At 66.9% G+C, this 25,691-nt stretch carries 21 protein-coding genes and 1 tRNA gene; 14 read left to right on the forward strand and 8 right to left on the reverse strand.

Features of this window, described 5'->3' with window-relative positions; all coding sequences use genetic code 11:
• Positions 1-94: 94 nt before the first annotated feature.
• The 3 genes from R5H29_RS15220 to R5H29_RS15230 are packed head-to-tail and all read left to right on the forward strand — an operon-like array spanning position 95 to position 1,867.
• A complete protein-coding gene (locus tag R5H29_RS15220) occupies positions 95-790 on the forward strand; it encodes a ComF family protein (protein ID WP_058979042.1) in 696 nt (231 codons plus the stop codon).
• Between the two features lie 58 nt (positions 791-848).
• The gene (locus tag R5H29_RS15225; protein ID WP_021203354.1) at positions 849-1,400 is read left to right on the forward strand and encodes an HdeD family acid-resistance protein; all 552 of its coding nucleotides are present in this window, start codon (positions 849-851) and stop codon (positions 1,398-1,400) included.
• 50 nt (positions 1,401-1,450) lie between these two features.
• Positions 1,451-1,867, forward strand: a complete 417-nt coding sequence (locus R5H29_RS15230; RefSeq protein ID WP_227844579.1) for a SecDF P1 head subdomain-containing protein — start codon at positions 1,451-1,453, stop codon at positions 1,865-1,867.
• A 52-nt stretch (positions 1,868-1,919) separates the two neighbouring features.
• On the opposite strand, the gene R5H29_RS15235 is transcribed toward R5H29_RS15230, so the two are convergent.
• The 6 genes from R5H29_RS15235 to R5H29_RS15260 all read right to left on the reverse strand — a co-directional run bounded on the left by R5H29_RS15235 (position 1,920) and on the right by R5H29_RS15260 (position 9,249).
• Positions 1,920-3,698 (reverse strand): MFS transporter, encoded by a 1,779-nt coding sequence (locus R5H29_RS15235; protein ID WP_134735745.1) that lies wholly within the window; start codon positions 3,696-3,698, stop codon positions 1,920-1,922.
• Between the two features lie 192 nt (positions 3,699-3,890).
• On the reverse strand, positions 3,891-5,006 hold the full coding sequence (nagA, locus tag R5H29_RS15240) for an N-acetylglucosamine-6-phosphate deacetylase (RefSeq protein ID WP_134735746.1): 1,116 nt from the start codon (positions 5,004-5,006) through the stop codon (positions 3,891-3,893).
• A complete protein-coding gene (locus R5H29_RS15245; protein WP_010482152.1) occupies positions 5,003-5,779 on the reverse strand; it encodes a DeoR family transcriptional regulator in 777 nt (258 codons plus the stop codon). The genes nagA and R5H29_RS15245 overlap by 4 nt, the downstream gene beginning before the upstream one ends.
• 33 nt (positions 5,780-5,812) lie before the next feature.
• Entirely contained in the window at positions 5,813-7,147 is a 1,335-nt protein-coding gene (locus R5H29_RS15250) for a D-tagatose-bisphosphate aldolase, class II, non-catalytic subunit (protein WP_099559857.1), read from the reverse strand.
• A 16-nt stretch (positions 7,148-7,163) separates the two neighbouring features.
• On the reverse strand, positions 7,164-8,102 hold the full coding sequence (locus tag R5H29_RS15255) for an ROK family protein (RefSeq protein WP_111098632.1): 939 nt from the start codon (positions 8,100-8,102) through the stop codon (positions 7,164-7,166).
• On the reverse strand, positions 8,095-9,249 hold the full coding sequence (locus R5H29_RS15260) for an SIS domain-containing protein (RefSeq protein ID WP_111098633.1): 1,155 nt from the start codon (positions 9,247-9,249) through the stop codon (positions 8,095-8,097). Before R5H29_RS15260 ends, R5H29_RS15255 begins: the two co-directional genes overlap by 8 nt.
• A 322-nt stretch (positions 9,250-9,571) precedes the next feature.
• Between R5H29_RS15260 and R5H29_RS15265 the strand changes: the two genes are divergently transcribed.
• The 5 genes from R5H29_RS15265 to R5H29_RS15285 all read left to right on the forward strand — a co-directional run bounded on the left by R5H29_RS15265 (position 9,572) and on the right by R5H29_RS15285 (position 18,494).
• Positions 9,572-12,931 (forward strand): TIM-barrel domain-containing protein, encoded by a 3,360-nt coding sequence (locus R5H29_RS15265; RefSeq protein WP_155030280.1) that lies wholly within the window; start codon positions 9,572-9,574, stop codon positions 12,929-12,931.
• Positions 12,932-13,064: 133 nt separating this feature from the next.
• Positions 13,065-16,040 carry a TonB-dependent receptor gene (locus tag R5H29_RS15270; RefSeq protein WP_111098635.1) on the forward strand — a complete coding sequence of 992 codons (2,976 nt, stop codon included), beginning with the start codon at positions 13,065-13,067 and terminating at the stop codon, positions 16,038-16,040.
• Between the two features lie 65 nt (positions 16,041-16,105).
• Positions 16,106-17,461 (forward strand): Gfo/Idh/MocA family protein, encoded by a 1,356-nt coding sequence (locus R5H29_RS15275; protein WP_155030279.1) that lies wholly within the window; start codon positions 16,106-16,108, stop codon positions 17,459-17,461.
• 155 nt (positions 17,462-17,616) lie between these two features.
• The gene (locus R5H29_RS15280) at positions 17,617-18,036 is read left to right on the forward strand and encodes a hypothetical protein (protein ID WP_019661622.1); all 420 of its coding nucleotides are present in this window, start codon (positions 17,617-17,619) and stop codon (positions 18,034-18,036) included.
• Entirely contained in the window at positions 18,033-18,494 is a 462-nt protein-coding gene (locus tag R5H29_RS15285) for a hypothetical protein (protein WP_021203366.1), read from the forward strand. Before R5H29_RS15280 ends, R5H29_RS15285 begins: the two co-directional genes overlap by 4 nt.
• 51 nt (positions 18,495-18,545) lie before the next feature.
• Here R5H29_RS15285 and R5H29_RS15290 read toward each other — a convergent pair.
• Positions 18,546-18,622, reverse strand: a tRNA-Arg gene (locus tag R5H29_RS15290).
• A gap of 149 nt (positions 18,623-18,771) precedes the next feature.
• Between R5H29_RS15290 and ubiA the strand changes: the two genes are divergently transcribed.
• The 3 genes from ubiA (at position 18,772) to R5H29_RS15305 (ending at position 21,715) form a co-directional block, all read left to right on the forward strand.
• On the forward strand, positions 18,772-19,665 hold the full coding sequence (gene ubiA / locus R5H29_RS15295) for a 4-hydroxybenzoate octaprenyltransferase (RefSeq protein WP_332329394.1): 894 nt from the start codon (positions 18,772-18,774) through the stop codon (positions 19,663-19,665).
• A gap of 186 nt (positions 19,666-19,851) precedes the next feature.
• Positions 19,852-21,276 carry a short-chain fatty acid transporter gene (locus R5H29_RS15300; RefSeq protein WP_019661620.1) on the forward strand — a complete coding sequence of 475 codons (1,425 nt, stop codon included), beginning with the start codon at positions 19,852-19,854 and terminating at the stop codon, positions 21,274-21,276.
• 274 nt (positions 21,277-21,550) lie between these two features.
• Positions 21,551-21,715, forward strand: coding sequence for a hypothetical protein (locus R5H29_RS15305; RefSeq protein ID WP_005414774.1), 165 nt, complete (start codon positions 21,551-21,553; stop codon positions 21,713-21,715).
• A gap of 55 nt (positions 21,716-21,770) precedes the next feature.
• Here the strand turns inward: R5H29_RS15305 and R5H29_RS15310 are convergent, their stop codons facing one another.
• A complete protein-coding gene (locus R5H29_RS15310; RefSeq protein WP_019661619.1) occupies positions 21,771-22,397 on the reverse strand; it encodes a YiiX/YebB-like N1pC/P60 family cysteine hydrolase in 627 nt (208 codons plus the stop codon).
• A 206-nt stretch (positions 22,398-22,603) separates the two neighbouring features.
• Here R5H29_RS15310 and R5H29_RS15315 point away from each other — a divergent pair, with 206 nt between their 5' ends.
• From R5H29_RS15315 to R5H29_RS15325, 3 genes are all read left to right on the forward strand, one after another.
• Positions 22,604-23,128 (forward strand): hypothetical protein, encoded by a 525-nt coding sequence (locus R5H29_RS15315; RefSeq protein WP_019661618.1) that lies wholly within the window; start codon positions 22,604-22,606, stop codon positions 23,126-23,128.
• Positions 23,129-23,180: 52 nt separating this feature from the next.
• On the forward strand, positions 23,181-23,756 hold the full coding sequence (locus R5H29_RS15320; protein ID WP_332329395.1) for a hypothetical protein: 576 nt from the start codon (positions 23,181-23,183) through the stop codon (positions 23,754-23,756).
• A 122-nt stretch (positions 23,757-23,878) separates the two neighbouring features.
• Positions 23,879-25,603 (forward strand): peptidoglycan-binding protein, encoded by a 1,725-nt coding sequence (locus R5H29_RS15325; RefSeq protein ID WP_251102170.1) that lies wholly within the window; start codon positions 23,879-23,881, stop codon positions 25,601-25,603.
• The last annotated feature ends 88 nt before the right edge of the window (positions 25,604-25,691 follow it).

Below are 25,691 nucleotides of genomic sequence, written 5' to 3' on the forward strand. Positions count from 1 at the left end.
GCGGCGGCCCCCGTCGCAGTTGAGGGCAGTTCCGACACTGCAATCGGTGCTTCGCCGATGGCCGCACGCGGCGTGCGCCATCAAGTATTGGGTGATGCGTACTTATCTCCTGCGTTCGGCAACCCGTGTCTCGCGCGCACTGCTTGGTGTGCTGCTACCGCTCCGCTGCCTGGTCTGCGGCGACCCGGGCCACGATGATCTTGATCTGTGCTGCGCTTGCCTGGCCGATCTGCCCTGGGCAGGCCGTGCCTGCCTGCGCTGCGCGTTGCCGTTGCCCGACACCGCGTTGATCGTCTGTGGCAGCTGCCGCGAGGAGGTACCGCCACAGACGGCTACCCACGCCAGCCTGCTGTACCTGCCACCGGTCGACCAGTTGCTGGTCCGCTACAAGTTCCATCAGGATCTCGCAGCCGGACGCCTGCTCGCGCAGCTGATGCAGCGCGCACCGCCGCCGTGGTGGTGTCCACCGCTGGTGCCGGTGCCGCTGCACAATCGCCGGCTGCGCCAGCGCGGCTACAACCAGGCGGGCGAGCTGTGCCGGCTGCTGCCGATGCCGGTCTGGCAGGGGCTGTACCGGAGGCGCCACACCGCGCCGCAGTCCGAGCGCACGGCCGAACAGCGCAGGGAAAATCTGTTCGATGCGTTCGATGTGCGTGGCTTGGTGCCAACGCGGCTGACCGTGGTCGATGATGTGATGACCACCGGCAGCACGGTGATGGAGGTTGCCGAGACGCTGCGCCTGGTGGGCGCTGCGGAGGTGCGCGTGTGGGTCTGCGCGCGGGCGCCGTGATCGCCCTCTTCATCCACAGGGGCTAGGATGAGGCCGGTTCCGGATCGAAGGAGTGGTCATGAATTCCCCCTTGTCTCCCTTGCTGTCGGCGGTTGGCCGCAGCTGGTGGATCCTGCTGCTGTACGGGCTTGTCGCACTGGGTTTTGGCATCGTTGCCATCGGCTGGCCCTTGTCCGCAGCGATGGCGCTGGCGTGGACACTGGGCGTGATGGCCATCGTTGAAGGTGTCATCAGCCTGTTCGCACTGATCAGCGGCGGCAGTGGTGCCTCGCGTGGGTGGCTGGCGCTGTATGCCATCGCCTCGCTGGGCTTCGGCATCCTGGCGGTCATCAATCCGCTGGCCACGGCCAGCGTGCTGGTGCTGTTCCTGGCGGCGTGGCTGCTGGTGGCAGGCATCTATCGCATCGTATTCGCGATCCGCGTGCGCAAGCAGATCCAGGGCGAGTGGCTGCTGATCCTCAGTGGCGTGCTGGCGGTGGTGCTGGGGCTGCTGTTCGCGGCCAATCCGTATGCAGGCGTGGCGGTGACCACGCTGTGGATCGGCATCGGCAGCCTGCTGTATGGGCTGCTGCAGGTACTGGTGGCATTCAAGCTGCGGAAGCTGAAGTGAGGGCTGCGCTTTCCCTGTTGCTGGGCGTGGCGTTGGCCCTGACCGGATGCATGCCTGGCGCCACACCCGGTGCCTTGGCAGGCAAGGATCATGCGCCACGCCCCGGCGTGGATGTGCGCCTGAGCGCGGTGGACGCCTCCGGCAAAGGCCGGCCGGCGCAATGGCAAGGCGAAACCCTGGCCCTGCGCGAGCCGCCGATTGCCGGCAGTGCGGACATTGCTGATGTGCGCTACGTACTGGACGATTCCAAGCAGCCCGGCCTGCAGATCCGCTACCGGCCCGAAGCGCACCAGCGCATCCACGATGACACGGCAGCACTGGTGGGCCAGCGGGCAGCGATCAGCGTGGATGGCCGCGTGCTGATGGTGGCGACGGTGCAGGGACCGTTCGGCGAATCGATGATGCTGAGCGGGTTGCCCAGCGTTGCCGAGGCGCAGGCGCTGGCCAAGCACATCACGGGCGACTGACGGACGTGCCAACACCCCCACGCTGCGCATGGAGGTCGACCAAGGTCGACCGCTACCGGGCGAACCGTGCCTCGATCTCTTCCAGCGACTTGCCCTTGGTCTCCGGCAGCCAGAACGCGGCCACCAGGAAGAACACAAAGGTGCACGCCGCCCAGAACACGAACATGCTGGCGTAGCCGTAGTGGCCCACCGTGGGCAGGAAGATGGCGGCGATGGTGGTGGACACGAACTGGTTGATCAGCAGCGCGATGCTCATGCCATTGGAACGGATGCGGTTCGGCATCAGCTCCGACAGTGCCAGCCACACGCACACGCCGGGGCCGACGGCGAAGAACGCCACGAACACCAGGATGCAGGTGGCCACGGCCCAGCCGTGTGCCGGTGGCGGCACCGGGCCAATGCGGGCCTGCTCGATGCGCAATGGCGCCTGGCTGGCACTGGCCGGGTCGGCAAATGGATTCAGGTGGAGTTTGCGGAAGAACGCACCGATCACGCTGTCCGGCTGCACGGTGCCGGCACGCTCGATGCGCAGCTCGCGGTCGGTCAGGTTGTCGCTGCGCAGGGCGCGCACATTGGTGAAGTCGCCGTAGGCATACGACACGGTCAGTTGCAGCGGCCGGCCTTCGCTGTCGATGCCAGCGCCGAGGCGCTGCCACTGCGCATCATCCAGCACCAGCCGCAGGCCGTCGCCGCTGACCGCTGCCTGCAGTTGCGGCTGCACGTCGGTACGGCCGCGTTCGGCCTGGAAGAACAGCGTGGCCGCGCCCAGCAGGGCCACGCAGATGCCGCCGCTGCCGAGCATCAGCAGGAATTTGCGGCCCTTGCGGTCGACCAGCAGCAGCGCGACCACGGTCATCACCGCATTCAGCAGCTTGATCGCCACGTCGGCGCCGTTGGCCACCGAGCCGGACAGGCCGGCCTGGTTGAGGATGTTCACCGCGTAGGCCAGCACCGAATTGATGCCGGTGGCCTGGGTGCAGGCCAGCACCACGCAGGCCAGCACGAACGGCACCACGTAGCGGCGGCTGAGCAGCGGGTCGCGCTTGCCGTCGCTGCTGCTCGATTCCGGCGCCTGGATCTGGGCCAGCGTGGGCTCGACGTCTGCGGCGGGGAGGACGCGCTGAAGGCTGCGGCGGGCTTCATCGATGCGGCCGCGGCGCACCAGCCAGCGTGGTGATTCGGACAGCCAGAAGATACCGGCGCAGAACAGCAGGCCGGGCGCCAGGCAGGTCCAGAAGATGGTGCGCCAGGCGTGGTCCTTCACCGTGAACAGCTCCTGCGCCTGCTGTGCCAGCGGCAGCGAGCGCACGGTTTCGGCGGCGGCATCCACGGCGTGGGCGTGGTACAGGCCGATCAGGGCTGCCAGCACCAGGCCAACGGTCAGCAGCAGCTGGAACATCGCGGCGCCGCGCCCGCGTCGCTCGGGGCTGAGCACTTCGGCCAGGTACAGCGGAATCACTACACCGATCAAACCGCCACTGATGCCCTGCAGCAGGCGGCCCAGCAGCAGCGGCGTGTAACCGGAGGCCAGCGCCATGATCGGAATCGAGGCGGTGAACAGCAGGCCGGCCAGCAGCATCGCGCCGCGGCGGCCGATCAGGTCGGCGATCATGCCGGCGAACAGCGAGGACAGCACGCTGCCCAGCAGTACGGCCGCCACCACGAAGCCGAGCTGCTGGCTGCTGAGCTGCCAGGCGTGACTGGCGGTCGCTTCAAGATAGGGCAGGGCACCGGCGATGATGCCGATGTCGATGCCGTACAGCAGGCCCCCCAGGCCGCCGATGAAGAGCAGGTAGCGTACGGGCCAGCGCGGGGCGGTGCTTGCAGTCATCGGCAGTTCCTGTGGTAGCGCCGGGCCAGGCCCGGCGGCGGTTCGTCGCAGAGTGCATTCTGTAGAGCCGAGCCATGCTCGGCTGCTTTCCGTTCCGATACCGAGGTTCCCCATGCCGCGCTTCGCGCGGTGAGCCGAGCATGGCTCGGCTCTACAGGGAGCCCGCGCGGCATCCGGGCCGCATCGCTTGCGTCAGGTCAGATCGACCACGCGCCCACCAATGACCACCTGCTGCAGGCGCAGTTCGGCGTCCAGTACCACCAGGTCGGCGCGGGCGTCGGGCGCAATGCGGCCGCGATCATCCAGGCCCAGGTAATCGGCGGGGAAGGTGGACACGCGATGCGAGGCATCGGCCAGTTCCAGTCCCACACGCACCAGGTTGCGCAGCGCCTGGTCCATGGTCAGTGCGCTGCCGGCCAGCGAACCGGTGGCCAGACGCACGCAGCCGCCGCACTTGTGCACGCGCTGTTCGCCCAGCGCGTACTCGCCATCGGGCATGCCGGTAGCGGCGGTGGCGTCGGTCACCGCGTACAAGCGCGGGATCGCGCGCGCGGCCAGGCGAATCACGCCGGGGTGGATGTGCTGCAGGTCGGGAATGATCTCGGCGTACTGTGCGTGCGCCAGTGCCGCCGCGGCGATGCCCGGTCGATAGTGATCGACACCGGACATGCCATTGAACAGGTGAGTGAAGCCGGAGGCGCCCGCCTGCAGGGCAGCAACACCCTCTTCGTAAGTGCCGGCGCTGTGGCCCAGCTGCACGCGGATGCCCATCGCGGAAAGCGCGGGAATCAGCGCGGTGTGCTCGCCGATTTCCGGCGCCAGTGTCATCACCCGGATCGGTGCAAGTGCATGCAGTTGCTGCACCAGCGCCAGCGTCGCCTCGATTGTGCGGTTGGGTTGCGCGCCCAGGCGCTGCGGGCTGATGAACGGCCCTTCCAGATGTACGCCGGCAATGCAGGCGGCGTCGGCATCGGGCGCTGCCATGGTCGCGGCCACGCCGTGCAGCGCGTGCTCGATCTCATCCAGGCCGGCGGTCATGGTGGTCGCCAGCAGTGTGGTGGTACCGAAGCGCAGGTGGGTGCGGGCAATGGTGCGTGCCACGTCGCCGCCCTGCATCAGGTCGACGCCGGCCGCACCATGCACGTGCAGGTCGATGAAGCCGGGCAGGATCACCGGCAGCTGCAGGTCGTCAGCGCCGCTGTGGTCGTCCACCTGCAGCTGGCGGATGTGCGAATCGAAGTGGACGTGGCCACGCCGCCAACCCAGCGGCGTGAGGATGCGGCCATGCAGGGTGCGGGTGTCGGTCATGCAGTGGGCTCGGCGATGATCACCTCGATGCCCAGCCGCTGCAGCCCTTCACGGGTTGCGTCGTCGATGCCGGCGTCGGTGATGATGGCGTGGATCTGATCGAGAAGTGCGATGCGGTGCAGGCTGACGCGGCCGAACTTGGAGGCGTCGGTCAGCACCACGATGCGGCGCGCGCGCTCGACCATGCGGTGGTTGAGGCGGGCTTCGGCTTCATCGTGGGTGGTCAGGCCGAACTGCAGGTCCAGGCCGTCCACGCCCAGGAACAGGGTGTCGAAGCTGTAGGAGTTGAGGCTGGCTTCGGCCTGGCTGCCCTGCAGCGACAACGACTGCTGGCGCAGCAGTCCACCGGTCAGCAGCACGTTGATGCCCGGCGCGTTGGCCAGTTCCCAGGCGATGTTCAACCCATTGGTCATCACCGTCACGTCGCGCTGGGTGCGCAAGTGGCGGGCCAGGGTCATCGTGGTCGAGCCGGAGTCGATGATGATGTTGTCACCGGGCCGCACCAGGCGCGCGGCACACGCGCCGATCGATTCCTTCAGCGGCAGGTTCAGTGCGTCCTTTTCGTGGATGTCCTGTTCCTGTGGCGGCGTGCGCACCAGCGTGGCGCCGCCGTGAGTACGATTGGCCAGGCCTTGCGATTCGAAGTGGGTCAGGTCGGCACGGATGGTCACCGCCGACACGCCGAAGCGCTCGACCAGATCGGCCACCTGCACCGAGCCGTGCTCGATCAGCAGCTGCAGGATCTGTTGCCGGCGGGAGCGGGTGTTGCGCATGGCCATTCTCGGTGTCGCGGGGAAAGGTAAAGATTAGCCGTTCGCAGCAACGGCGGCAGCCGCGTCTGCGTGATGCGTGCGGGTTCCGGCCTGGTTGGCGCTGCAGGCACGGGCGTACTCGCCCAGGCACAGGCCGACGCGATGCTGTGCCAGCGCGGTAGGCGTATTGGCCAGCGTGCCCTCGCGCACGGCGCGGTACTGCTCCGGCAGGTACTGGCTGAGCAGCACCAGTGGCGGCGCGTGCTGTTCCAGGTTGGCGAACAGGGTCTGCACCGCCTGCACCAGCGCGGGCTCGCCCCAGTAGTAACGGCAGCGGTCACTGAAGGAGTAGCTGCGCAGCAGGCGCAGCGCAGTGTCATCGCCCTGGTAGTAGGACTGCCAGTACTTCGGCTGCGCCACCATCACCTCGTCCAGCACCTGCGGCAGGCGTGAACACTGCGCGGCCGGCAGCAGTTCGGCCTCGATCGCGGCCAGCGCGAACAGCGCTTCGCGGTAGGCGAAGGTCGCCGCCGGGCCGACCTTGAGGATGGCGAAGTGGTCGCGCACCAAGGCGTGCAGGCCACTTTCGCGCTGGTAGTCGGTGGAATGCGCTTCGAACACGATGCGCGGCTGCTGTTCGAGGAAGTCGGCCAGCGTGCTGGCGGCGGCTGGGTCGTACTCGTGCACACTGCTGTGGTCGAAGTCCACGCCCGGTTGCACCACCATGGCGATCACGCGCTGCCACGCATCGCGCAGCTGCGGCGTATCGAACGCCTGCTGATGAATCGCCAGGGTCTGCGCGGCAGCAGCGGGCGTGGTCACCTGCAGGCCCTCGGCCAGCGAGGCTTCACCCCCGGGAATCGGCACCTCGGTACCGATCACGTAGACCGGCGGCGGCAGGCCATGTTCGGCGGCGGTGCGCTCGGCGATTTCGGCCAGCTCGGCCGAGCGCGCAGCGACGATGGCATCGGGCAGTGGCACCGGATCATCGGCGCAGGACATGCTGCAATCCAGATGGATCTTGTGGAAACCGGCGGCGACGTAGGCTTCGATCAGCACGCGCGCGTGGGTCATCGCTTCGGCAGCCGGGCGCTTCTGCCAGGCATTCGGGCCGAGGTGGTCGCCACCCAGGATCAGCCGCTCGCGCGGGAAACCCTCTTCATCGGCCAGCGTGCTGACGTAATCGCGGTACTGCGGCGGAGTCATCCCGGTGTAGCCGCCGAACTGGTCGACCTGGTTGGAGGTGGCCTCGATCAGCAGCACGGTGCCGTGCGCCAGCGCCACGTGCATGGCCGCGCGCAGCACCTGCTCGTTGCTGCAGCAGACGCTGTACAGGCCGACATTGGCACCGGCGCGGTGGGAAGCAAGCAGGGTCTGCAACGGGGACATGGTCAGGCTCCGGACATCAGGAAAACGAGGGTTGGCAGGCGAGCAGGGCGGCACCACGTGCGCCACCGGCATCGCCGAAGCGTGGCGGCACGATCGGTGGCACCTGCACACCCTTGAACAGGTGGGTGGCGATGGCGGCGGGCAGGTGCTGGTACAGCGGCGCGTACTGCGAAAGGCCGCCGCCGAGCACGATCACGTGCGGGTCCAGCGCCAGCACTAGCGCGGCCAGGCTGTGGCCGAGCAGGTCGCGGTGGATGTCCAGCGCCTTGCGCGCGCGGGCATCACCGGCTTCGGCCAGGGCGATCACGGCGCTGGCGTCGGCGGCGCTGCCACCAAGGTGGCGCTCGATCATCGCCACGCCACTGCCGGACACATAACGCTCCACGCAGCCCTGCAGGCCGCAGGCGCAGTCGATCAGCGGCAGGCCGTGGCGCTGCAGCAGATGACCGGGCACGCTCCAGTGGCCCCATTCGCCGGCCAGCCCGTTGAAACCGGTCAGCAGGCGGCCCTGCAGGCAGAAGCCACCACCGGCACCAGTGCCGAGAATGGCGCCGAACATGCTGGGGTAGCCGTCAGCCGCGCCGCCGTGCGCTTCAGACAGGGCAAAGCACTGCAGATCGTTGCCGAAGTGCAGCGGGCGCTGCAGGCGTGCCTGCAGATCCTGCGCCACGCATTGGCCGGTCAGTGCAGGCACGTTCGCGCTGAGTTGGCGGCCGCTGCGGCGGTCGCGCACGCCGGGCAGGGCGATGCCGATGGCCGCATCGCTGCGGCCGAGGGCAGCGTCCGCCTCGGCGACCAGCGCCACCACCGCCTGCAGGAAGCCGTCGTAGTCACCCTGTGGGGTGGCCACGCGGCGGCGCCAGGTGACCTGCATCGCCGCATCGCACGCCACCAGCTCGATCTTGGTGCCGCCGATGTCGATGCCATAGCAGGCGTGGGCGATCAGCTCAGCCATGGTGGATGGTGACGCCCTTGACGACGCGGTTGACGGTGCCGTCCGGGAACGGGTTGTCCGGGGTCAGGCCCAGCGCGGCCGAGCGCTGCAGCGCGAACAGCTGCGCGAAGCCCAGCCACACCGGTGCCAGCCACGGATCGTCCAGTGCCGGCACGGTGAGGGTGTATTCGTCATCGGCGCCGATGTCCGAATGCGGGCCGATCGCCAGCACCTGGCCGGCCACGCCGTCGCGGCGCAGCTCTTCCAGCAGGTCCTGTTCGTAGCGGCGCGCCAGCGGCTGCACGCTGCGCAGCACCACCACCAGGGTGTTGCCGTCCAGCGTCGACTTCGGGCCATGGCGGAAGCCCAGCGGTGTGTTGGCCAGCGCCAGCACGCGGCCGGCGGTCAGCTCCAGCACCTTCAGCGCGCATTCGCGCGCCAGCGCTTCCAGCGGGCCGCTGCCGAGGTAGATGATGCGGTTGAACGGGCGCTGCGCCAGCGCCGCCACCGGTGCATCCCACTGCGCCTGGCCTTCGCGGGCCAGCGCGGCGATCTGCTTCAGGCGCGCCACGCGCGCATCCCACGGCGAACGATCGAACACGGTCAGTGCGGCCAGCAGCATGCAGGTCAGGCTGCTGGTCATGGCGAAGGCGCGATCGCAGCTGGCCGACGGCATCAGCAGCGTGCAGGTATCGGCACGGCCGGCACCACGACGGGCGAGTTCGCCATCGGCGTTGCAGGTGATGTCGAGGAAGCGTGCCTCATCCACATCGGCGCGCACGCGGTCCACCGCGGCCACGCTTTCCGGACTGGAACCACTGCGGCCAAACGAGACCAGCAGGGTGGGGCGGTCGCGCTGCAGGTACAGCGCCGGATGGGTCAGCAGGCTGGTGGTGTGCACCACGCGCACCTCGGCCGGCCACTGCGCGTTGATCGCGTCGGCCACCATCTCGGCGATGAAGCCGGAGCTGCCGGCGCCGGTGAACAGCACGCGCTGGTTGGGATCGTTGAGGCTGCCGCCGAGGAAGGCCTGCAGGCGGTCGCGGGCACGCGACAGATCCTGGGCGAGGGCTTCCCACAGCGCTGGCTGCTGGGCGATTTCGGTAGCGGTATCGGCTCCGCCAAGGCGCTGCCAGGCGGACACATCGGAAAGCAGGGTGACGTCCATTCGGAGGTTCCAGTTGGGCCAGCGCACCATCTGCGTTTTCTTTCGAAATGTCAAACATCGAAAGTAAAAAGAAAGAAAATGACGCGATGACTTTTCCCGCTGCCGAGCACTCGGGAAAACGAAAGAACGGGGCGAATGCCGTATCGCACAATGCTTAACAGGCAGCTGCAATCGATTACACAAAGTATTGCGACGCAACAACTTTCGTTTCAGTGGAATATATCTTCCTTTTTCCTTTCAATTTGTTGACATCTTTCGAATCGCTGCCCTAGAGTCGGCCCAACCGCTTTCGAAACGCCCGGTGAACGGGTTGGGAGTCCGTGTGGAAATCTGCGTTCGTCGCTCGCCGCTGATGCTGGCCCTGGTGCCGGCATTGATGTTGGCGTCCATGCCGGCCCAGGCCGAGCCGGTCGGCAACCTGCGTTCGGTTGCCGCCAGCGCCAGCCGCGACGGCGTGCAGGGCTGGGACCTGCAGACCGACAAGGGCGCGCGCATCCGCATCGAACTGCCGGCCACCGACATCATCCGCGTGCAGGCCGGCCGCAACGGCACGCTGACCGGCGCCGGCGACAAGGCCGCGCCGATCGTACTGCCGCAGCCCAAGGCCAACGTGCAGGCGAAGCTGGAAGAAGACGCGCAGGAAATCCGCGTGCGGACCGAGTCCCTGGTGCTGCATGTACAGCGGCAGCCGCTACGCATGCGCCTGGAACGGCTGGACAACGGCCAGCCCACCGCGCTGTGGCAGGAACTGCAGCCGCTGGACCTGGATGCCACGCAGAGCGTGCAGGTGCTGTCCTCGCAGGCCGATGAGGGCTACTTCGGTGGCGGCCAGCAGAACGGCCGCTACCAGTTCAAGGGCCGCGAGCTGGAGGTGTCCTATTCCGGCGGCTGGGAAGAGGGCGACCGCCCCAGTCCTGCACCGATGCTGCTGAGCAGCCGTGGCTGGGGCATGCTGCGCAACACCTGGAGCGATGGCAGCTACGATCTGCGCGAGGCCGACCAGGCCACGCTGCTGCATCGCGAAGACCGCTTCGATGCCTATTACTTCGTCGGCGCCGACCTGCCGAAACTGATCGAGCGCTACACCCAGCTGACCGGCCGCCCGAACATGGTCGCGCGCTGGGCGCTGTCCTACGGCGACGCCGATTGCTACAACGATGGCGACAACAGCAAGAAGCCCGGCACCGTGCCCGAAGGCTGGAGCGACGGCCCGACCGGCACCACCCCCGATGTGATCGACAGCGTGGCCAAGCAGTACCGCGCCCACGACATGCCCGGTGGCTGGATCCTGCCCAACGACGGCTACGGCTGCGGTTACAAGCAGTTGCCGGAAACCGTGAAGGGGCTGGCCGGCTACGGTTTCCGCACCGGACTGTGGACCGAGAACGGTGTCGACAAGATCGCCTGGGAAGTGGGCAAGGCCGGCAGCCGCGTGCAGAAGCTGGACGTGGCCTGGACCGGCAAGGGCTACCAGTTCGCGATGGACGCCAACCGTCAGGCGTTCAACGGCATCCTCGACAATTCCGATTCGCGCCCGTTCCTGTGGACGGTGATGGGCTGGGCCGGCATCCAGCGCTATGCGGTGGCCTGGACCGGCGACCAGAGCAGCAGCTGGGATTACATCCGCTGGCACGTGCCGACCCTGGTCGGGTCGGGCCTGTCCGGCATGGCCTACGCCAGCGGCGATGTGGATGCGATCTTCGGCGGCAGCGCCGAGACCTTCACCCGCGACCTGCAGTGGAAGGCGTTCACGCCGGTACTGATGGGCATGAGCGGCTGGTCGTCGAACGCACGCAAGCATCCGTGGTGGTACGACGAGCCCTACCGCAGCATCAACCGCGATTACCTGAAGTTGAAGATGCGCCTGACCCCGTACATGTACGGCCTGGTGCACGAGGCCGCGCAGACCGGCGCACCGCCGGTGCGCGGCCTGATGTGGGACAACCCGCGCGACCCGCATGCGCAGGATGAAACCTACAAGTACCAGTTCCTGCTTGGCCGCGACCTGCTGGTGGCGCCGGTGTACCGCAGCCAGGCCGCCAGCCGTGGCTGGCGCCGCGATATCCACCTGCCGGCCGGCGGCTGGATCGACTACTGGGATGGCCGCCGCGTGCAGGCCGGCGCCGACGGCCGCCAGCTCGACCGCCAGGTGGACCTGGCCACGCTGCCGGTGTTCGTGCGTGCCGGTGCGATCCTGCCGATGTACCCCTCGATGCTGTTCGACGGCGAAAAGCCGCTCGATGAAGTGACCTTCGATCTGTATCCGCAGGGCGAGTCGCAGTACACGCTGTACGAAGACGATGGCAACACGCGCCGCTACCAGCAGGGTGAGTCGAGCACGCAGCAGATCCGAGTGCAGGCGCCAGCGCAGGGCAGTGGCCCGGTGCAGGTGCAGATCGATGCGGTGCAGGGCCAGTACAACGGCCAGCTGCCGCAGCGCCGCTACGGCCTGCGCGTGCTCAGCCGCCAGGCGCCGCGTGCGGTGCATGCCGGTGGCCGCGCGTTGCCGGCGCTGGCCGATGCGGCGGCGTTCAACGGTGCGGCTGAAGGCTGGTACTTCGATGCCAAGGAGCGCCGTGGCACGCTGCACGTGCGTACCGCTACCCAGGACATCCGCCAGCCGCTTCAGCTGCAGCTGGACTTCGAGGTGGCCGCTGCGGCCGCCGACGATGCCTATCCGGCTGCGCCGGTACTCGGCCGCGAACTGCCGGCCGACAGCCTGCTGGTGGTCAATCGCCCGGCCGAAGAGCCCGGCCATGCGCTGGAAAATGCCTTCGATGATGACCCGGCCACCTGGTTCCGCAGTGTGCGCAACCAAGCCGTGCGCACCGGTGCGCATGAGTGGGTGATCGGGTTCGGCGAGCGCAGGATGATCGATGGCATCGACATCGCGCCGCGCAACGACAAGAACTGGAAGCACGGCCAGGTACGCGACTACGAGGTGTACCTGGGCGACAGCAATGGCGAATGGGGTGAGCCGATCGCACGTGGCCGCCTGCAGCTGAAGGAAGGCGTGCAGCGCATCGCGTTCCCGGCCCATGCCGGCCGCCTGCTGCGCTTCCGCGTGCTGAGCGTGCAGAACCCGGAAGGCGATGGCGCCAGCAGCACCGATCCGATGGTTACCGCCGCACAGGGCAGTGCCCGCGCCTTCGATGCGCTGCAGCCGCGCGACGTCGGCCCGATCGCACTGTCCACCTTCCACATCCTCGAACACCAGGAACCGGAGCGACCGGCCCGGCAGCGCTATCTCTCCGAGCTGCCGGTGCCGGCCGCGCTGGCCAGCCAGGTGCGCGCCGACCAGTCGTTCCGTGGCGATGCCGGCATGCGCATGAACGGCCTGCAGTTCCGCCGTGGCCTGGGCGTCGGCGCCAACAGCCGCATCGACCTGCGCCTGCAGGGCGGCTGGCACCTGCTGCGTGCCGACCTCGGCATCGACGACGCCTGCCGCAGCGCCGGTGGCCTGCAGTTCCAGGTCTGGGGTGACAACCGCCTGCTGTACGACAGCGGCCTGGTGAAGGCACCCGGCGTGGTCAAGCCGGAGCTGGACATCCGTGGCCTTTCCACCCTGAGCCTGCGCACGCTGGGTGCGCAGGGCAGCCAACCCGCCCAGGTCTGTGCCAACTGGGCCAACGCCGTACTGATCGGCCAGGAGGGCGACTCCGCCAGCATCGTCGCCCCATGACCCCCTCGTAACACCGCTCCTCCCCCCGCCCATTCCGACTACGGCCCTCGTGGCCGTGGCCCGGGAGCGTTTTGCCCGCCGAACGCCCACGCGCTCACTTATTGCGCTGCACCCCTGCCAGGAGAGAACCCCGATGTTGCCCGCCCGCCACCACCGCCCCCCCTGTCGTTCGATCGCTCCGCTGTCGCTGGCCATCGCCGGCGTGCTGCTGTCGGTCGCCGTTCCTGCCTTCGCCCAGGAGAGCAAGGACAAGGCCACCGACCTGGCCCGCATCGAGGTCACCGGCTCCAACATCCGCCGCACCGACGTTGAAACCGCCTCGCCGGTGCAGGTGATCAGCAAGCAGGACATCCAGAACATGGGTGCGCGCACGCTGCTGCAGGTGCTCGACAACCTGCCGGCCGCCCGCCCGGCGCAGCAGGACGCGCGTTCGCTGTTCACCGGTTCCGACGGTGCTTCGCAGGCCAACCTGCGTGGCCTCGGTGCCCAGGGAACGCTGGTGCTGCTGAATGGTCGTCGCCTGTCGTACTACGGTGCCCCGGCCGGCTTCCAGACCCAGTTCGTCAACATCGACGCGATCCCGGCTGCGGCCATCGAACGCATGGAAGTGCTGACCGACGGCGCTTCGGCGGTGTACGGCACCGACGCGGTGGCCGGCGTGATCAACGTGATCACCAAGCGCAACTTCCAGGGCGCCGAGGTCAGCTTCACCAACGACACCTCCTCGCGCATCGACTCCTACGGCGAGCGCCAGGCCAGCATCACCGCCGGCTTCGGTGACCTGGCCGAGAACCGCTTCAACATCTACGGTGCGGTCAACATGTACCGCCGCGACGCGATTCCGCTGAGCGATTTCTACGACAAGCGGCCCGACCAGTACTACGTCAACAATCCGAACTACCTCAACAACCTGCGCCTGGGCGTGGGCAGCAAGCCGGGTGAATTCAATCCGGGCACTTACTTCGCCTTCGATCCGGTCACCGGCCGCCGCGTGCAGGAAGCCGCGCCGGGCTGCAAGAACGTGCTGACCAGTGAAGCGGCCGGTCCGCGTTGCGTCTGGGAAACCTGGATGAACAACGAGATCGACGCCGGTGCCAAGTCCGAGCGCAACACCGCCTACCTCAACGGCACTTTCCTGGTGGGTGACAGCACCGAGATCTTCGCCGAGGCGACCTACACCGACATCGACCTGCGCGCCAACGGCGGCACGCCGCGCACCTACGGCACCACCACCGGCAACCCGACCAGCTGGTTCTCGCGCAATACCGGCAACACCGTCAACCAGTTCCTGTACCCGTTCCTGGGCCCCAACAACGAATACAACCATGCCAGTCCGCAGTTGAAGGCGATGATGGGCGGGGTGGTCGGCCTGAACTACCTGCTGCAGGATGCCGGCCCGAACTACTTCGGCCAGCGCAACACCGACAAGAGCTACCGCGTGCTGGCCGGTGCGCGTGGCAACCGAGGTGACTGGAACTGGGAGACCGCCTTCGCCAGCGCCGGTACCCACTCCACCACCTACCAGACGATCAACGTCAACACCAAGGGCTTCGAGAAGGCGTTCGGGCCGTACACGATCGATCCGGGTACCGGTCGGGTGATCATCTCCGACCACCCGGCGTACAAGTTCGGCGAGATCAGCGAAGCCAACGCCGCATTGATCCGTGAAGCATTCCCGACCTTCGACATCCAGTCGTGGACCCGCCTGCATACCCTGGACGGCAAGATCGAAGGACCGCTGTTCCAGCTGCCGGCCGGCGAGATGCGCGCCGCGTTCGGCTTTAACGCCAGCCGCGAGACCTTCTACACCCCGGGCAATGCCGATGCGGCCAATGGCCTGATCACCCAGCAGGGTGGCTCGTGGTTCGACGGCAAGCGCAACACCTACGCGCTGTTCGCCGAGACCGTGGCGCCGATCACCGACAAGCTGGAACTGGATGCGGCGGTGCGCGTGGACAAGTACCCGAACTTCAGTGCCAACGTGGCGCCGAAGATCGGCTTCAAGTACCAGGCCTTCGACCAGCTGATGCTGCGCGGCACCTATTCCACCGGCTTCCGCGCACCGAGCCTGGCCGAGTCCGGCAATGGCGGCGTGTTCGCACAGCTCGGTGGCTTCCGTGATGAACTGCGCTGCGGCGAGACCAACGCCATCGCCAACCTGCTGCTGAAGTCGCAGCGGCCGGGTGACGTCGACCTCGGCAAGAACCTGCTGAACGTCGACTGCAGCCGCACCGTGGCGCGCATGACCCAGCCGAACAAGGACCTGAAGCCGGAAAAGGCCAAGATCGCCACCCTCGGCTTCGTATACGAGCCAGCAACCTGGCTGTCGGTGTCGGCCGACTACTGGTTCATCTACCGTGACAATGAAATCGTCGCGCCGGACTACCGCCGCATGGAAGACATCATCTCGATGTCGCGCTCGCCGATCACCGACAGCGACCGTGCCAATCTTGCCCAGTTGGCGGCGATGTGCGCCGACCCGGCCAGCGGCGTGAGCTGCCCGGCCACCCTGCCGGGCTACTCCGCCGGCAACGTGGCCAGCGTGGTCGGCCAGTACAAGAACCGCGGCAAGACGCTGATCGACGGCTTCGACATCGACGCGCGCAGCCGCTTCTCGCTGGGCGACTGGGGCAACCTGAACATCGGCCTGGCCGCCACCATCGCCAACCGCAACCGCTTCTACATGGACGCGGAGAACGGCTGGTACTACGGCGACGTGGTGGGCTACTACAACAACCCGCGCCTGCGTGCCACGCTCAATGCAGACTGGACCTACAAGCAGGTGACCACCAGCATGTTCGTCAACTACGTGGGCGGCACCAAGTGGGCCACCGACCAGATCGACGAAGAGAGCAACAACAAGGAAACCTGCACCGGCGGCTACCTGGCCCTGCAGAAGAGCAAGTGCGATGGTGCACCGTCGTGGTGGACCGCCAACATGAGCGTCACCTGGCGCCCGGATGACGCGTGGAACCTGAGCTTCACCGTCAAGAACCTGTTCAACCGCCTGCCGTTCTACGATCCGAACAGCTTCCTGGGTGACTCCAGTGACTACGCCACCATCTTCGGTCGTGGTTACAGTGTGACCATCGGCTACCGATTCAAGTAATTCCGTTTGCGTGACCCGGCGGGCCGGCTACGGCCGGCTCGCTGCCAAGAGGAGAGATGTCTGCCATGAAGCGTAGGGAATTCATCGCGGCCAGTGCCGCTGTCGCCGCCAGCAGCCTGCTGCCGCAGACCCCGGCATGGGCACGCGGGCGCAAGGTGCGCCTGGCCATGATCGGCACCGGGATGCGTGGGCTGGTGCTGCTGAAGGAGCTGGTGCGCCGCGACGATGTCGAGGTGGTCGCGTTGTGCGACATCGAGCCGATCATGCTCGGCCGCGCCATGGACATGGTGGCCAAGGCCGGCAAGCCGGCCCCGAAGACCTACGGCCAGGATCGCGACACCAATGCCTGGAAGCGCCTGTTGGATCAGAAGGGCATCGATGGCGTGATCATCGCCACGCCGTGGGAGTATCACGCGCCGATGGCGATTGCCGCGATGCAGGCCGGCGTGGCCGTGGGCTGCGAAGTAGTGGCCGGCATCACCCTGCAGGACCACTGGGACGTGTTGAAGACCCAGCTGAGCACCGGTACCCCGTACATGCTGCTGGAGAACGTCTGCTATCGCCGCGACGTGATGGCCGCGTTGCAGATGGTGCGCCAGGGCCTGTTCGGCGAGCTGGTGCATCTGCAGGCCGGCTACCAGCACGACCTGCGCGGCGTGAAGTTCAATTCCGGCGACCCCAACCAGCCCTACGACAGCGGCGCGGAGTTCGGGCCCAAGGGCTGGAGCGAAGCGCGCTGGCGCACCGAGCATTCGGTGGAGCGCAACGGCGAGCTGTACCCCAGCCACGGCATCGGCCCGTGCGCGATGTACACCGGCATCAACCGTGGCAACCGCTTCACCCACATCAATGCCTTCGCGACCAAGGCGCGTGGCCTGCACGAATACACCGTGGCCAAGAGTGGCGGCACCACCCACCCCAGCACCAAGGTGAAGTTCAAGCTCGGCGACATCGTCACCACCACGCTGGCCTGCGAGAACGGCGAGACCATCCTGCTGCAGCACGACACCTCGCTGCCGCGCCCGTATTCGATGGGCTTCCGCGTGCAGGGCACCAAGGGCCTGTGGATGGACGTGAACCATTCGATCCACATCGAAGGCCGCAGCCCGCCGCACCAGTGGGAAGAGTTCAAGAAGTACCAGGACGAGTACGAGCACCCGCTGTGGAAGCAGAATGCCGACACCGCCGCCAGCGCCGGCCACGGTGGCATGGACTGGTTCGTCATCCACGCGTTTGTCGAGGCGCTGAAGGCCAAGGCACCGATGCCGATCGACATCTACGATGCGGTGACCTGGAGTGCGATCACGCCGCTGAGCGAGCAGTCGATCGCCAATAGTTTCCAGACGCTGGAGTTCCCGGACTTCACTGCAGGTGCGTGGAAGCAGCGCAAGCCGATCTTCGCGTTCGATGGCAGGTACTGATCTGCTCTGTGTAGAGTCGAGCCATGCTCGACTGCTTTGAACATAACGCCGGGCATAGCCCGGCGTTGTTGTTTGTGGCGTCCCCCTACCAAGCCCATGCTAGGCTCGGCTTCGTGCCGGACAGTTGATGTCAAACGACAGAGAGGAGCTGCCTGATGCGCCTGCTGACCTTCACCTGTCCACTTTGCGGCGCCGCGGGGCAGCGGTTTCCACTGCTTTCCGCATCGAGACGGCAGGCGAAGACGGCATGCAGGGGATGTGGCGTGGTGCTGCGCTCGGATCCTCGCTTGGGCCTGTATACGCTCTACCTGTTGTATACGCAGATCATCGTAATGCTGGCTGCATTACCCATGATCTGGGCCTATGCCTCGGGCCGATGGTTCTGGCTGGCTGCGATCTGGGCCGTGGTGTTGATGTTGTCCTGGGTCCCCGGCGCGATCAGGCACGCACGAAGTCCGATCGTGCGCGCCTGGCGCGATCCCGATTACAGCTATGCGCGCAGGCCGGGCGCTACCACTACGCGCGCCGCTGCAAACCCCGGGCAGGGTAGCGATGTGCCAGGTGCCAGCCAATGATCCGGCCGATCATTCTGCTCCTGACCGCAAGCATGGCCGCGTGTGCATCGCACCCGGCCGATGCCGTGCAGTGTCCCGAGGCCACGATCACCTACATCGGCAGTGAAACTGTGGATACCGTGGTCCTTGGCAGGTTCCAGATCGCTACGGAGGGATCGCAGGCACTACGGCTGCCACTGGCCAGCGTGGATCGGCAGGCGCATGCACACGCGGTATCGACCGATATCCGCGACGAACACGGTCTGGCCTGGCGTCCCTTCAGTGTTGTTCTGGAAGAGCTCAAGCCGCCGGCTGCGGACCTGGTGGTTGCACGTGGTGAGATTGAAACCTTCCTGTACGACGGCAAGGGCGCCTTCCTGCCCGGTGCCGTGCAGAAAGGGCAGGCGCTTTCCATCGTCGTGCGCGATCTTCAAGGTTGCACACATCGCTCGATGCCGTTCGCTCCTGAGCCACGTTGACGTGGAAGCGCAAGCGAGAGGCCCGGGGTGACGGGAACGAGCAGGGGAAGATGGCGCGCCCGGAGGGATTCGAACCCCCGACCAATGGCTTCGGAAGCCACTACTCTATCCGGCTGAGCTACGGGCGCGTTGTAGAACCGCCGCGCCACCGGCCAGTGCCGGGGCGGGCATCGCAGCGCCATGAGGCGGTGCGGGACCGGCATTCTATCCAGTTTCGCCGAACAAATCTCCCCCCACGGGCAAAGCCCTGCCGGAGGGGCAGGAGTATCCTATCGCCATGGCTGATACCCCCCTCACTTCGCCGCAGTCGCCGGCGACGCCGCGTTGGCGGCATTACTGGAGTCTGATGCGCGCCGATCGCCCGATCGGCACGCTGCTGCTGCTGTGGCCCACCTGGTGGGCGTTGTGGCTGGCCGCAGGCGGCCTGCCGCCGCTGTGGACCCTGTTCGTGTTCACTGCCGGTGTGTGGCTGACCCGCTCGGCCGGTTGCGTCATCAACGACTACGCCGACCGCTGGCTCGACCCGCACGTGGAGCGCACCAAGGCGCGCCCGCTGGCCACCGGTGCGATCAGTGGCCGTGCCGCGCTGGCGCTGTTTGCGGTGCTGATGCTGGTGGCATTTGGCCTGGTGCTGACGATGAACGGGCTGACCATCGGCCTGAGCTTCATCGGCGTGTTCCTGGCCGCCAGCTACCCCTACCTGAAGCGCTACACCCATCTGCCACAGGTCTACCTGGGAATGTCCTTCGGCTGGGGCATCCCGATGGCGTTCGCCGCCGTGCAGGGCGAGGTGCCGATGCTGGGCTGGCTGATGTATGCCGGCAACATCCTGTGGTCCACCGCCTACGACACCTGGTACGCCATGGTCGATCGCGAGGACGACCTGAAGATGGGCTCGCACTCCACCGCGATCCTGTTCGGTGACCTCGACCTGGTCATCCAGGGCGTGCTCTACGCGCTGTTCCTGGCCACCATGGCGCTGGTTGGCGTGCGTGGCGGGCTGGGTGGGTACTACCTGGCCGGTGTGGCCGTGGCCACGGTGCTGGTGGTGTACGAGTTCTGGATCTGCCGCAATCGCGAACGCGGTCCATGCTTCAAGGCGTTCCTGCACAACAATTGGGTGGGTGCCGCGCTGTTTGCCGGCATCGCCGTGGACCTGGCGCTGCGCTGAGACGCGCAGCCGAGCGTGGGCTCGGCTCTACAGGTGGCCCCCCGAAACCGGATATCCGTAGCGCCCGAGCCCATGCTCGGGCGGCGGCGCACAGCGCCGGGCCTTCCGCCGCCTACGACCAATAGGTGGCTGACAGCCTGCACCCCACCGCCCAGAATCGATCCATCGAACCTGGGAGGGTAGGCGATGGCCTCGAAGGCAGCAGTACAGGATGGCTGGATGGCGCGCGCAGCGCTGCGCTCGGCCGCCTGGGCGGAAAAGTGGTTCCCCGACGCGTATGTGTTCGCGGTGCTGGGCGTGGTCATCGTCGCGCTGGCCGCGATGGGCTTCGGCTCGACCCCGCAGGCCACCGCCAGCGCCTTCGGTGACGGCTTCTGGAGCCTGATCCCCTTCACCATGCAGATGGCCTTCGTGGTCATCGGTGGCTACGCCGTGGCCACCGCGCCGGTGGTCGCACGCTTCATCGATTTCCTCGCCCGTGTGCCGCGCACCGGTCGCGGCGCGGTGGTGTACGTGGGCCTGGTCAGCATGCTCGCCTCGCTGCTCAGCTGGGGTTTCTCGCTGGTGTTCGGCGGCCTGCTGGTCCGCGCGTTGGCCCGCCGTACCGAGCTGCGCATGGACTACCGCGCGGCCGGTGCTTCGGCATATCTTGGCCTGGGCGCGGTGTGGGCCATGGGGCTGAGTTCCTCGGCCGCACAGCTCCAGGCCAACCCGGCCAGCATGCCGCCGGGGCTGGTGGAGATCACCGGCGTGCTGCCGTTCACCGAAACCATCTTCCTGTGGCAGTCGATCGCGCTGACCGCAGTGCTGATCCTGGTCTCGCTGCTGATCGCTTGGCTGACCGCGCCTGCGGCCGGCAGTGCGCGTACCGCCGAGGATTTCCCGGGCGCCGCGCAGGCCGAGCCGGAGCCGCTGCAGCGGCGCACGCGCCCGGGCGAGTGGCTGGAATACAGCCCGCTGCTGACCGTGCTGCTCTCGTTGCTGGCGTTCGGTTGGCTGTTCAACGAGTTCGCCAACAAACCGGTGGTCACCGCCATCGCCAACCTCAACACCTACAACTTCCTGTTCATTTCGCTGGGCCTGCTGCTGCACTGGCGCCCGCGCAGCTTCCTCAACGCGGTGGCCAAGGCGGTGCCGAGCACCACCGGCGTACTGATCCAGTTCCCGCTGTACGGCGGTATCGCGATGATCCTCACCCACGCCGCCGGCGGTGACGGGCAGACCTTGGCGCACCGGCTGTCGAGCCTGTTCGTGCACGTGGCCAGCACCGATTCGTTCGCGCTGGTGATGGGCGTCTATTCGGCGGTGCTGGGCTTCTTCGTGCCGTCTGGTGGCGGCAAGTGGATCATCGAGGCGCCCTACGTGATGCAGGCCGCCAACGAACTGAAGGCGCACCTGGGCTGGGCCGTGCAGGTCTACAACGCGGCCGAAGCGCTGCCGAACCTGATCAACCCGTTCTGGATGCTGCCGCTGCTGGGCGTGCTGGGCCTGAAGGCACGCGACATCGTGGGCTTCACCTTCATCCAGCTGCTGGTGCATATCCCGCTGGTGCTGGGCCTGCTGTGGCTGCTGGGGATGACGCTGGCGTACGTGCCGCCGGTGATGCCATGAATGCAGCGTTGGCTTCCCTGTGTGAGCCGGGAAAGCCAGCCTCGTTCAGCGCGTGTCTCCGGCTGCGAGCGCCATGAATGCGTGCAACGCCGATGACGGCATGAGCACATGCCGAACCCGCATGAATCCTTCAGGCGCTTGTGCCGCAAGAGGTTCCGCGCGTTCATTCACAGGCGTACACACGAATGTAGCCGGCCACCCACGTGTGATTAACCAATCGCTGCAGACGATGGTCCCGTCCACCGCATTCCGCGCGTGGCTTTGGAGATCGGACATGGCACAGCAGAACCAGAACCCGAACCAGAAGCAGCAGGGCCAGCAGAACCAGCAGGATCAGCAGCAGGGGCGCGGCCGCGACCAGCAGCAGCAACAGCAGCAGGAACAGCAGCAGCGCAACCAGCGCAACCAGCAGCAGGGTGGGCAGGACGAGGAAGAGTGACTTCGATGCCCCAGCCTGGGCAACCCGCGAAGCCCCGCCCTGTGCGGGGCTTCGCTTATTCCAGCACGCCGATGCGCTGCAGCACCGGCGCCGCCGACATGTCATTGGGATTGGTGCCGGGCTGGTCCTGCGGCACGTCCATGCCCATGCCGCGGTACAGATCCACCCAGTGCCGGGCGATCTGCCCGGTCTGCGGGTTGCGGAAGTTCATCGGCTGCAACGCGAACACATGGTGCGCACGGAATGCGCGCTCGATGAAGTCCGAGCAGTAGTAGCTGTCCTCGTTCAACACGTATGACGTGTTGTACGGTTTGCCCAGCATCGTGCGTGCGGTCGCGATCGCATCCTTGATGGCGGCCTGCTGCGGTGCCTGCAGGCGATAGACCACGATCTGCCGCTGCCTGGCGCGGGCGTCCTGGCGGAACTCGACCAGGGATTGCCGGCGCGATCCCTTCTCGTCGGCGTGCAGTACCTCCCACCCCTGCGACGCCAAGGCGACAAGGGCCACGTGGTCGAAGCTGGGGCCGTGCTGCTTGCCGGTGGCATCGTCGATGGCCGCGCTGAGGCCGCTGCGGCCGGCGGTGACGAACAGCAGGTCGCCTTCCCGGACCTCCAGTGCGGCCACAACACCAGGCCACAGCGTTGGCGCCAGCAGGGAGAGGGCAAGCAGGAATGCGCGCATGGGGGCCAGGGTCGAAGCATGTGCGGCGTAGTCTAACGGCTGCTGCGATGACGTTGATTTCAGTCCAAGTGTGATATGAGTCTCAATTCAGCATGTCGGGATATTCCTGACAGCGGATGTTGAAACTGAATCGACAGAGGCATGGCTATCCTTGCCTCCCTACCGCGCCGGAACCGCGCGCGACCGCCCGGAATCAGGAGGATCCCTTGAACCAGCTCCGCCCCGTTGCCCTGCTTGCGCTTGCCCTGGGGCTTGCGCTGTCGGGCTGCAAGCCTGCGCCCCAGGCTGCCATCACTGACGCCGCCGCACCGGCTCCGAGCAGCACGGCCGCCGCCACGACGCCGGCCACGCCGGTTGCCGCGGCCCCGGCAGACGCGTCTGCCAGCTGCCCCCATCCGGTCTTCGACGACTTCCTCAAGCATTTCGGCAACGAGATCGCGCTGCAGGAAACGTCCACTGCCGATCCGCTGCTGGACAGCCACATCGATGGCGACGCCGAGCCGGAGCCACGCAAGGTGGAGGAGAAGGTGCCGCTTGCCAAGGTCGAATGGCCGGTGATGCCGGACCCGGCCACGCTGCAACGCCAGGGCCGCGAGATGCAGGTCACCCGCCTGCCCGACGGCCAGGTACAGGTGCAGATGCGCACCCCCGATACCAGCGACCAGCAGATCTACACCTTTGCCCAGAAGCCGTGCTGGCAACTGGTCAAGCGTGAGGACGAATCGATCTGACCCCTGAGCGACCGCCTTCGGGCGGTCGTGTGATTCACCCAAGGAGCACCGCATGCGTCTGTCTCCCGTTGCCCCCTTGCTGGCCCTGATGCTTGCTGCCTGCAGCGGCCCTGAGGCGGCTGCACCGGCGGCGGCCCCCGCTTCTACTGACCCGGCAGCGACGCCGGCCGCACCAGCGGCTGCCGTTGCGGACCTTCCCACCTCTCTTACGCGCGACGAGACCGGCATGCATATCGATTGCCAAGGCACCCGCCTGCACCTGGCGGCCCAGCCCACCCAAGACACGGACGCTTCCCGGCTGACCACGCTGGAAATCGAAAAGGACGGCGCACGCCAGGCCATTGCTGCGCCCAAGGAGATGGACGGCTATACCGCCGTTGGCCTGGCCTGCGTGCAGGACCGCAGCGGTACGCCGTACTTCGTCGTGCAGTACGGTGAACTGCCGTTCGGCTGCAGCTTCTGCGAGTGGTACTACCTGTACGACGCCAGTGGCCGCCAGTTGACCCACAGCACACCCCCGCTGCGCGGCGCGGAAGGCGAGGAGCAGGAGCCCAACAACGACGAGTACGAGACGTTGATCGACTCGCTCGGCATCAAGCACCCGGAGGTGAACTACATCGAAGACTGAGCGCAGCGGCAGGACGTCGCACGCGCGCTGTGAACGCAGCACCGCAGTACCGCAGTACCAGAAGTACCAGGAGCAGTACCCCTTAAGGAAATCCCCTTTTTCATAGAATGGATAGCACAGACATGGCAGACATCTACCAGGACATGGTCCAGCCCCGCGGGGCGGCCTACAGCAGTGACCGCATCAAACCGTGGAGCCACTACCGGGAGCCGATCGACCAGAGCGACGGCCGCCTGCATGGCAATTCCCGCCGGTGGGGCGATGCGACCCCGGAAGTACAGTCACGGGTGATCGACACGATCATCGAGTCGGCGCGCGAGAAGGGCCTGACCCCGCGCGAAACCGCGCACGTGCTGGCCATCGCCCGCGTTGAATCGGGCTTCAACCCCGATGCCGCCGCTGGCACCACCTCGGCCTCGGGCCTGGGCCAGTTCATCGACAAGACCGGCAACCACTACCACCTCAACAGCCGCAACCGCTTCGACGTCGGCGCACAGTCCGATGCACTGGTTGACCATTACATCGATAACCGCACGCTGGCGCACAAGCGCGGCCAGGGTGAGGAGTACATCTACAAGTACCACCACGACGGCCCGACCCGCGATTACGGCGGCCTCACCCTGTCTGAAAAGAAGGTGATGCCGTACGTGGACAAGTACGAGCGGTTCGTGGAGCAGCGCCTGGGCCTGACCCACGGCCAGTCCCATGGCAGCCACGCGGCCCCCGCCGCAGCTGCGGCCACCCACGCGCAGGCCAAGCCGGCAGCGGCGCATGCCGAAGGCCAGACCCGCACCTTCGAGCAGACGATGCAGGTGATGCTGCCCCCGCAGAACGGGGTCAAGCCGCACATTACCGGTGAGTTCGGCGAACACCGCGCGCACAAGCCGCACGGTGGCACCGACTTCAACTATGTCGGCGGCCAGCACGGCCGTAATCTGCAGCACCCGACCGTCAACGCGCCGATCTCCGGAACGGTGACGTTCGTCGGTGGCGACTACGGTACGGTGAAGATCAGGGATGCACAGGGCAACTCGCACGAGATCCTGCACCTGCACTCGACCCAGGTGAAGGAAGGCCAGCCGATCAAGGCGGGCGAGCCGATCGGCACCATGGGCGGGCGTGGCCCGGGCGGTGCGGGTCAGTATGCCCAGCACGTGCATTACCAGTTGAAGGATCCGCACGGCAAGCTGCTCAGCCCGCAGGACTTCTGGGACCACGGCAAGCTGAAGGAAACCGGCAAGGGTGGCCATTCGCATGATGCCGACCACAACGGTGTGCTGCGCCAGGGGGCCAAGGGCGAGGAAGTGACTGCGCTGCAGAAGGAACTCAACCGCCTGGGCGTGCGCGACGGCCAAGGCAATCCGCTGAGCGAGGATGGCAAGTTCGGTGCCAATACCAGGGACGCACTGATCGCCTACCAGAAGCAGCACGGGCTCACCGCCGATGGCGTGGCGGGTCCGGCGACGCTGGGCAAGCTGGCCGAAGGCCGCAGCCATGCCGAGGCGGCGCCGAAGGGGCCGCAACTGGGCGACAAGGCGCATCCGGATACGCCGCTGCACAATGCGATCCGTGGCCACATGCCGGGCATGATCTGCAACGAGATGAGCGCGCATGTGACCGCCCAGGCCAAGGCCGCCGGCATCGATTCACCGGAGAAGCTGCAGGGCGTCACCGTGCAGGATGGCAAGGCCTTCGTCATCGGCACCGTTCCCGGCTTCCGTACTGCGGTGGACATGACCCAGACGGCACCGAGCCTGCAGGAGACCAGCGCTGCAATGCTGGCCAAGCATGAGCCTTCGCAGCAACACGTGCAGGACGAGCAGCAGCGCGTGGCCATGGGCCGTTGACCGCTGCGTGTGAAGAGGTGTGTGGTAAAGGAGGCCGGCCGGGGTAATCCGGCCGGCTTTTCCGTTCATGGGGCAAGGACATACACGG

Origin of the sequence: Stenotrophomonas sp. A3_2, from assembly GCF_036624925.1 — a bacterium.
Lineage (GTDB): Bacteria > Pseudomonadota > Gammaproteobacteria > Xanthomonadales > Xanthomonadaceae > Stenotrophomonas > Stenotrophomonas hibiscicola.

What these genes read in the sequence shown, in the direction of transcription:
- R5H29_RS15275 (WP_155030279.1), top strand. Translation starts at nt 16,106, where the DNA reads ATGAAGCGTAGGGAATTCATCGCGGCCAGTGCCGCTGTCGCCGCCAGC.
- R5H29_RS15245 (WP_010482152.1), bottom strand. Translation starts at nt 5,779, where the DNA reads ATGCGCAACACCCGCTCCCGCCGGCAACAGATCCTGCAGCTGCTGATC.
- R5H29_RS15305 (WP_005414774.1), top strand. Translation starts at nt 21,551, where the DNA reads ATGGCACAGCAGAACCAGAACCCGAACCAGAAGCAGCAGGGCCAGCAG.
- nagA (WP_134735746.1), bottom strand. Translation starts at nt 5,006, where the DNA reads ATGACCGACACCCGCACCCTGCATGGCCGCATCCTCACGCCGCTGGGT.
- ubiA (WP_332329394.1), top strand. Translation starts at nt 18,772, where the DNA reads ATGGCTGATACCCCCCTCACTTCGCCGCAGTCGCCGGCGACGCCGCGT.
- R5H29_RS15300 (WP_019661620.1), top strand. Translation starts at nt 19,852, where the DNA reads ATGGCCTCGAAGGCAGCAGTACAGGATGGCTGGATGGCGCGCGCAGCG.
- R5H29_RS15220 (WP_058979042.1), top strand. Translation starts at nt 95, where the DNA reads ATGCGTACTTATCTCCTGCGTTCGGCAACCCGTGTCTCGCGCGCACTG.
- R5H29_RS15255 (WP_111098632.1), bottom strand. Translation starts at nt 8,102, where the DNA reads ATGGCTGAGCTGATCGCCCACGCCTGCTATGGCATCGACATCGGCGGC.
- R5H29_RS15310 (WP_019661619.1), bottom strand. Translation starts at nt 22,397, where the DNA reads ATGCGCGCATTCCTGCTTGCCCTCTCCCTGCTGGCGCCAACGCTGTGG.
- R5H29_RS15230 (WP_227844579.1), top strand. Translation starts at nt 1,451, where the DNA reads ATGCCTGGCGCCACACCCGGTGCCTTGGCAGGCAAGGATCATGCGCCA.
- R5H29_RS15320 (WP_332329395.1), top strand. Translation starts at nt 23,181, where the DNA reads ATGCGTCTGTCTCCCGTTGCCCCCTTGCTGGCCCTGATGCTTGCTGCC.
- R5H29_RS15250 (WP_099559857.1), bottom strand. Translation starts at nt 7,147, where the DNA reads ATGTCCCCGTTGCAGACCCTGCTTGCTTCCCACCGCGCCGGTGCCAAT.
- R5H29_RS15235 (WP_134735745.1), bottom strand. Translation starts at nt 3,698, where the DNA reads ATGACTGCAAGCACCGCCCCGCGCTGGCCCGTACGCTACCTGCTCTTC.
- R5H29_RS15225 (WP_021203354.1), top strand. Translation starts at nt 849, where the DNA reads ATGAATTCCCCCTTGTCTCCCTTGCTGTCGGCGGTTGGCCGCAGCTGG.
- R5H29_RS15260 (WP_111098633.1), bottom strand. Translation starts at nt 9,249, where the DNA reads ATGGACGTCACCCTGCTTTCCGATGTGTCCGCCTGGCAGCGCCTTGGC.
- R5H29_RS15285 (WP_021203366.1), top strand. Translation starts at nt 18,033, where the DNA reads ATGATCCGGCCGATCATTCTGCTCCTGACCGCAAGCATGGCCGCGTGT.
- R5H29_RS15325 (WP_251102170.1), top strand. Translation starts at nt 23,879, where the DNA reads ATGGCAGACATCTACCAGGACATGGTCCAGCCCCGCGGGGCGGCCTAC.
- R5H29_RS15270 (WP_111098635.1), top strand. Translation starts at nt 13,065, where the DNA reads ATGTTGCCCGCCCGCCACCACCGCCCCCCCTGTCGTTCGATCGCTCCG.
- R5H29_RS15280 (WP_019661622.1), top strand. Translation starts at nt 17,617, where the DNA reads ATGCGCCTGCTGACCTTCACCTGTCCACTTTGCGGCGCCGCGGGGCAG.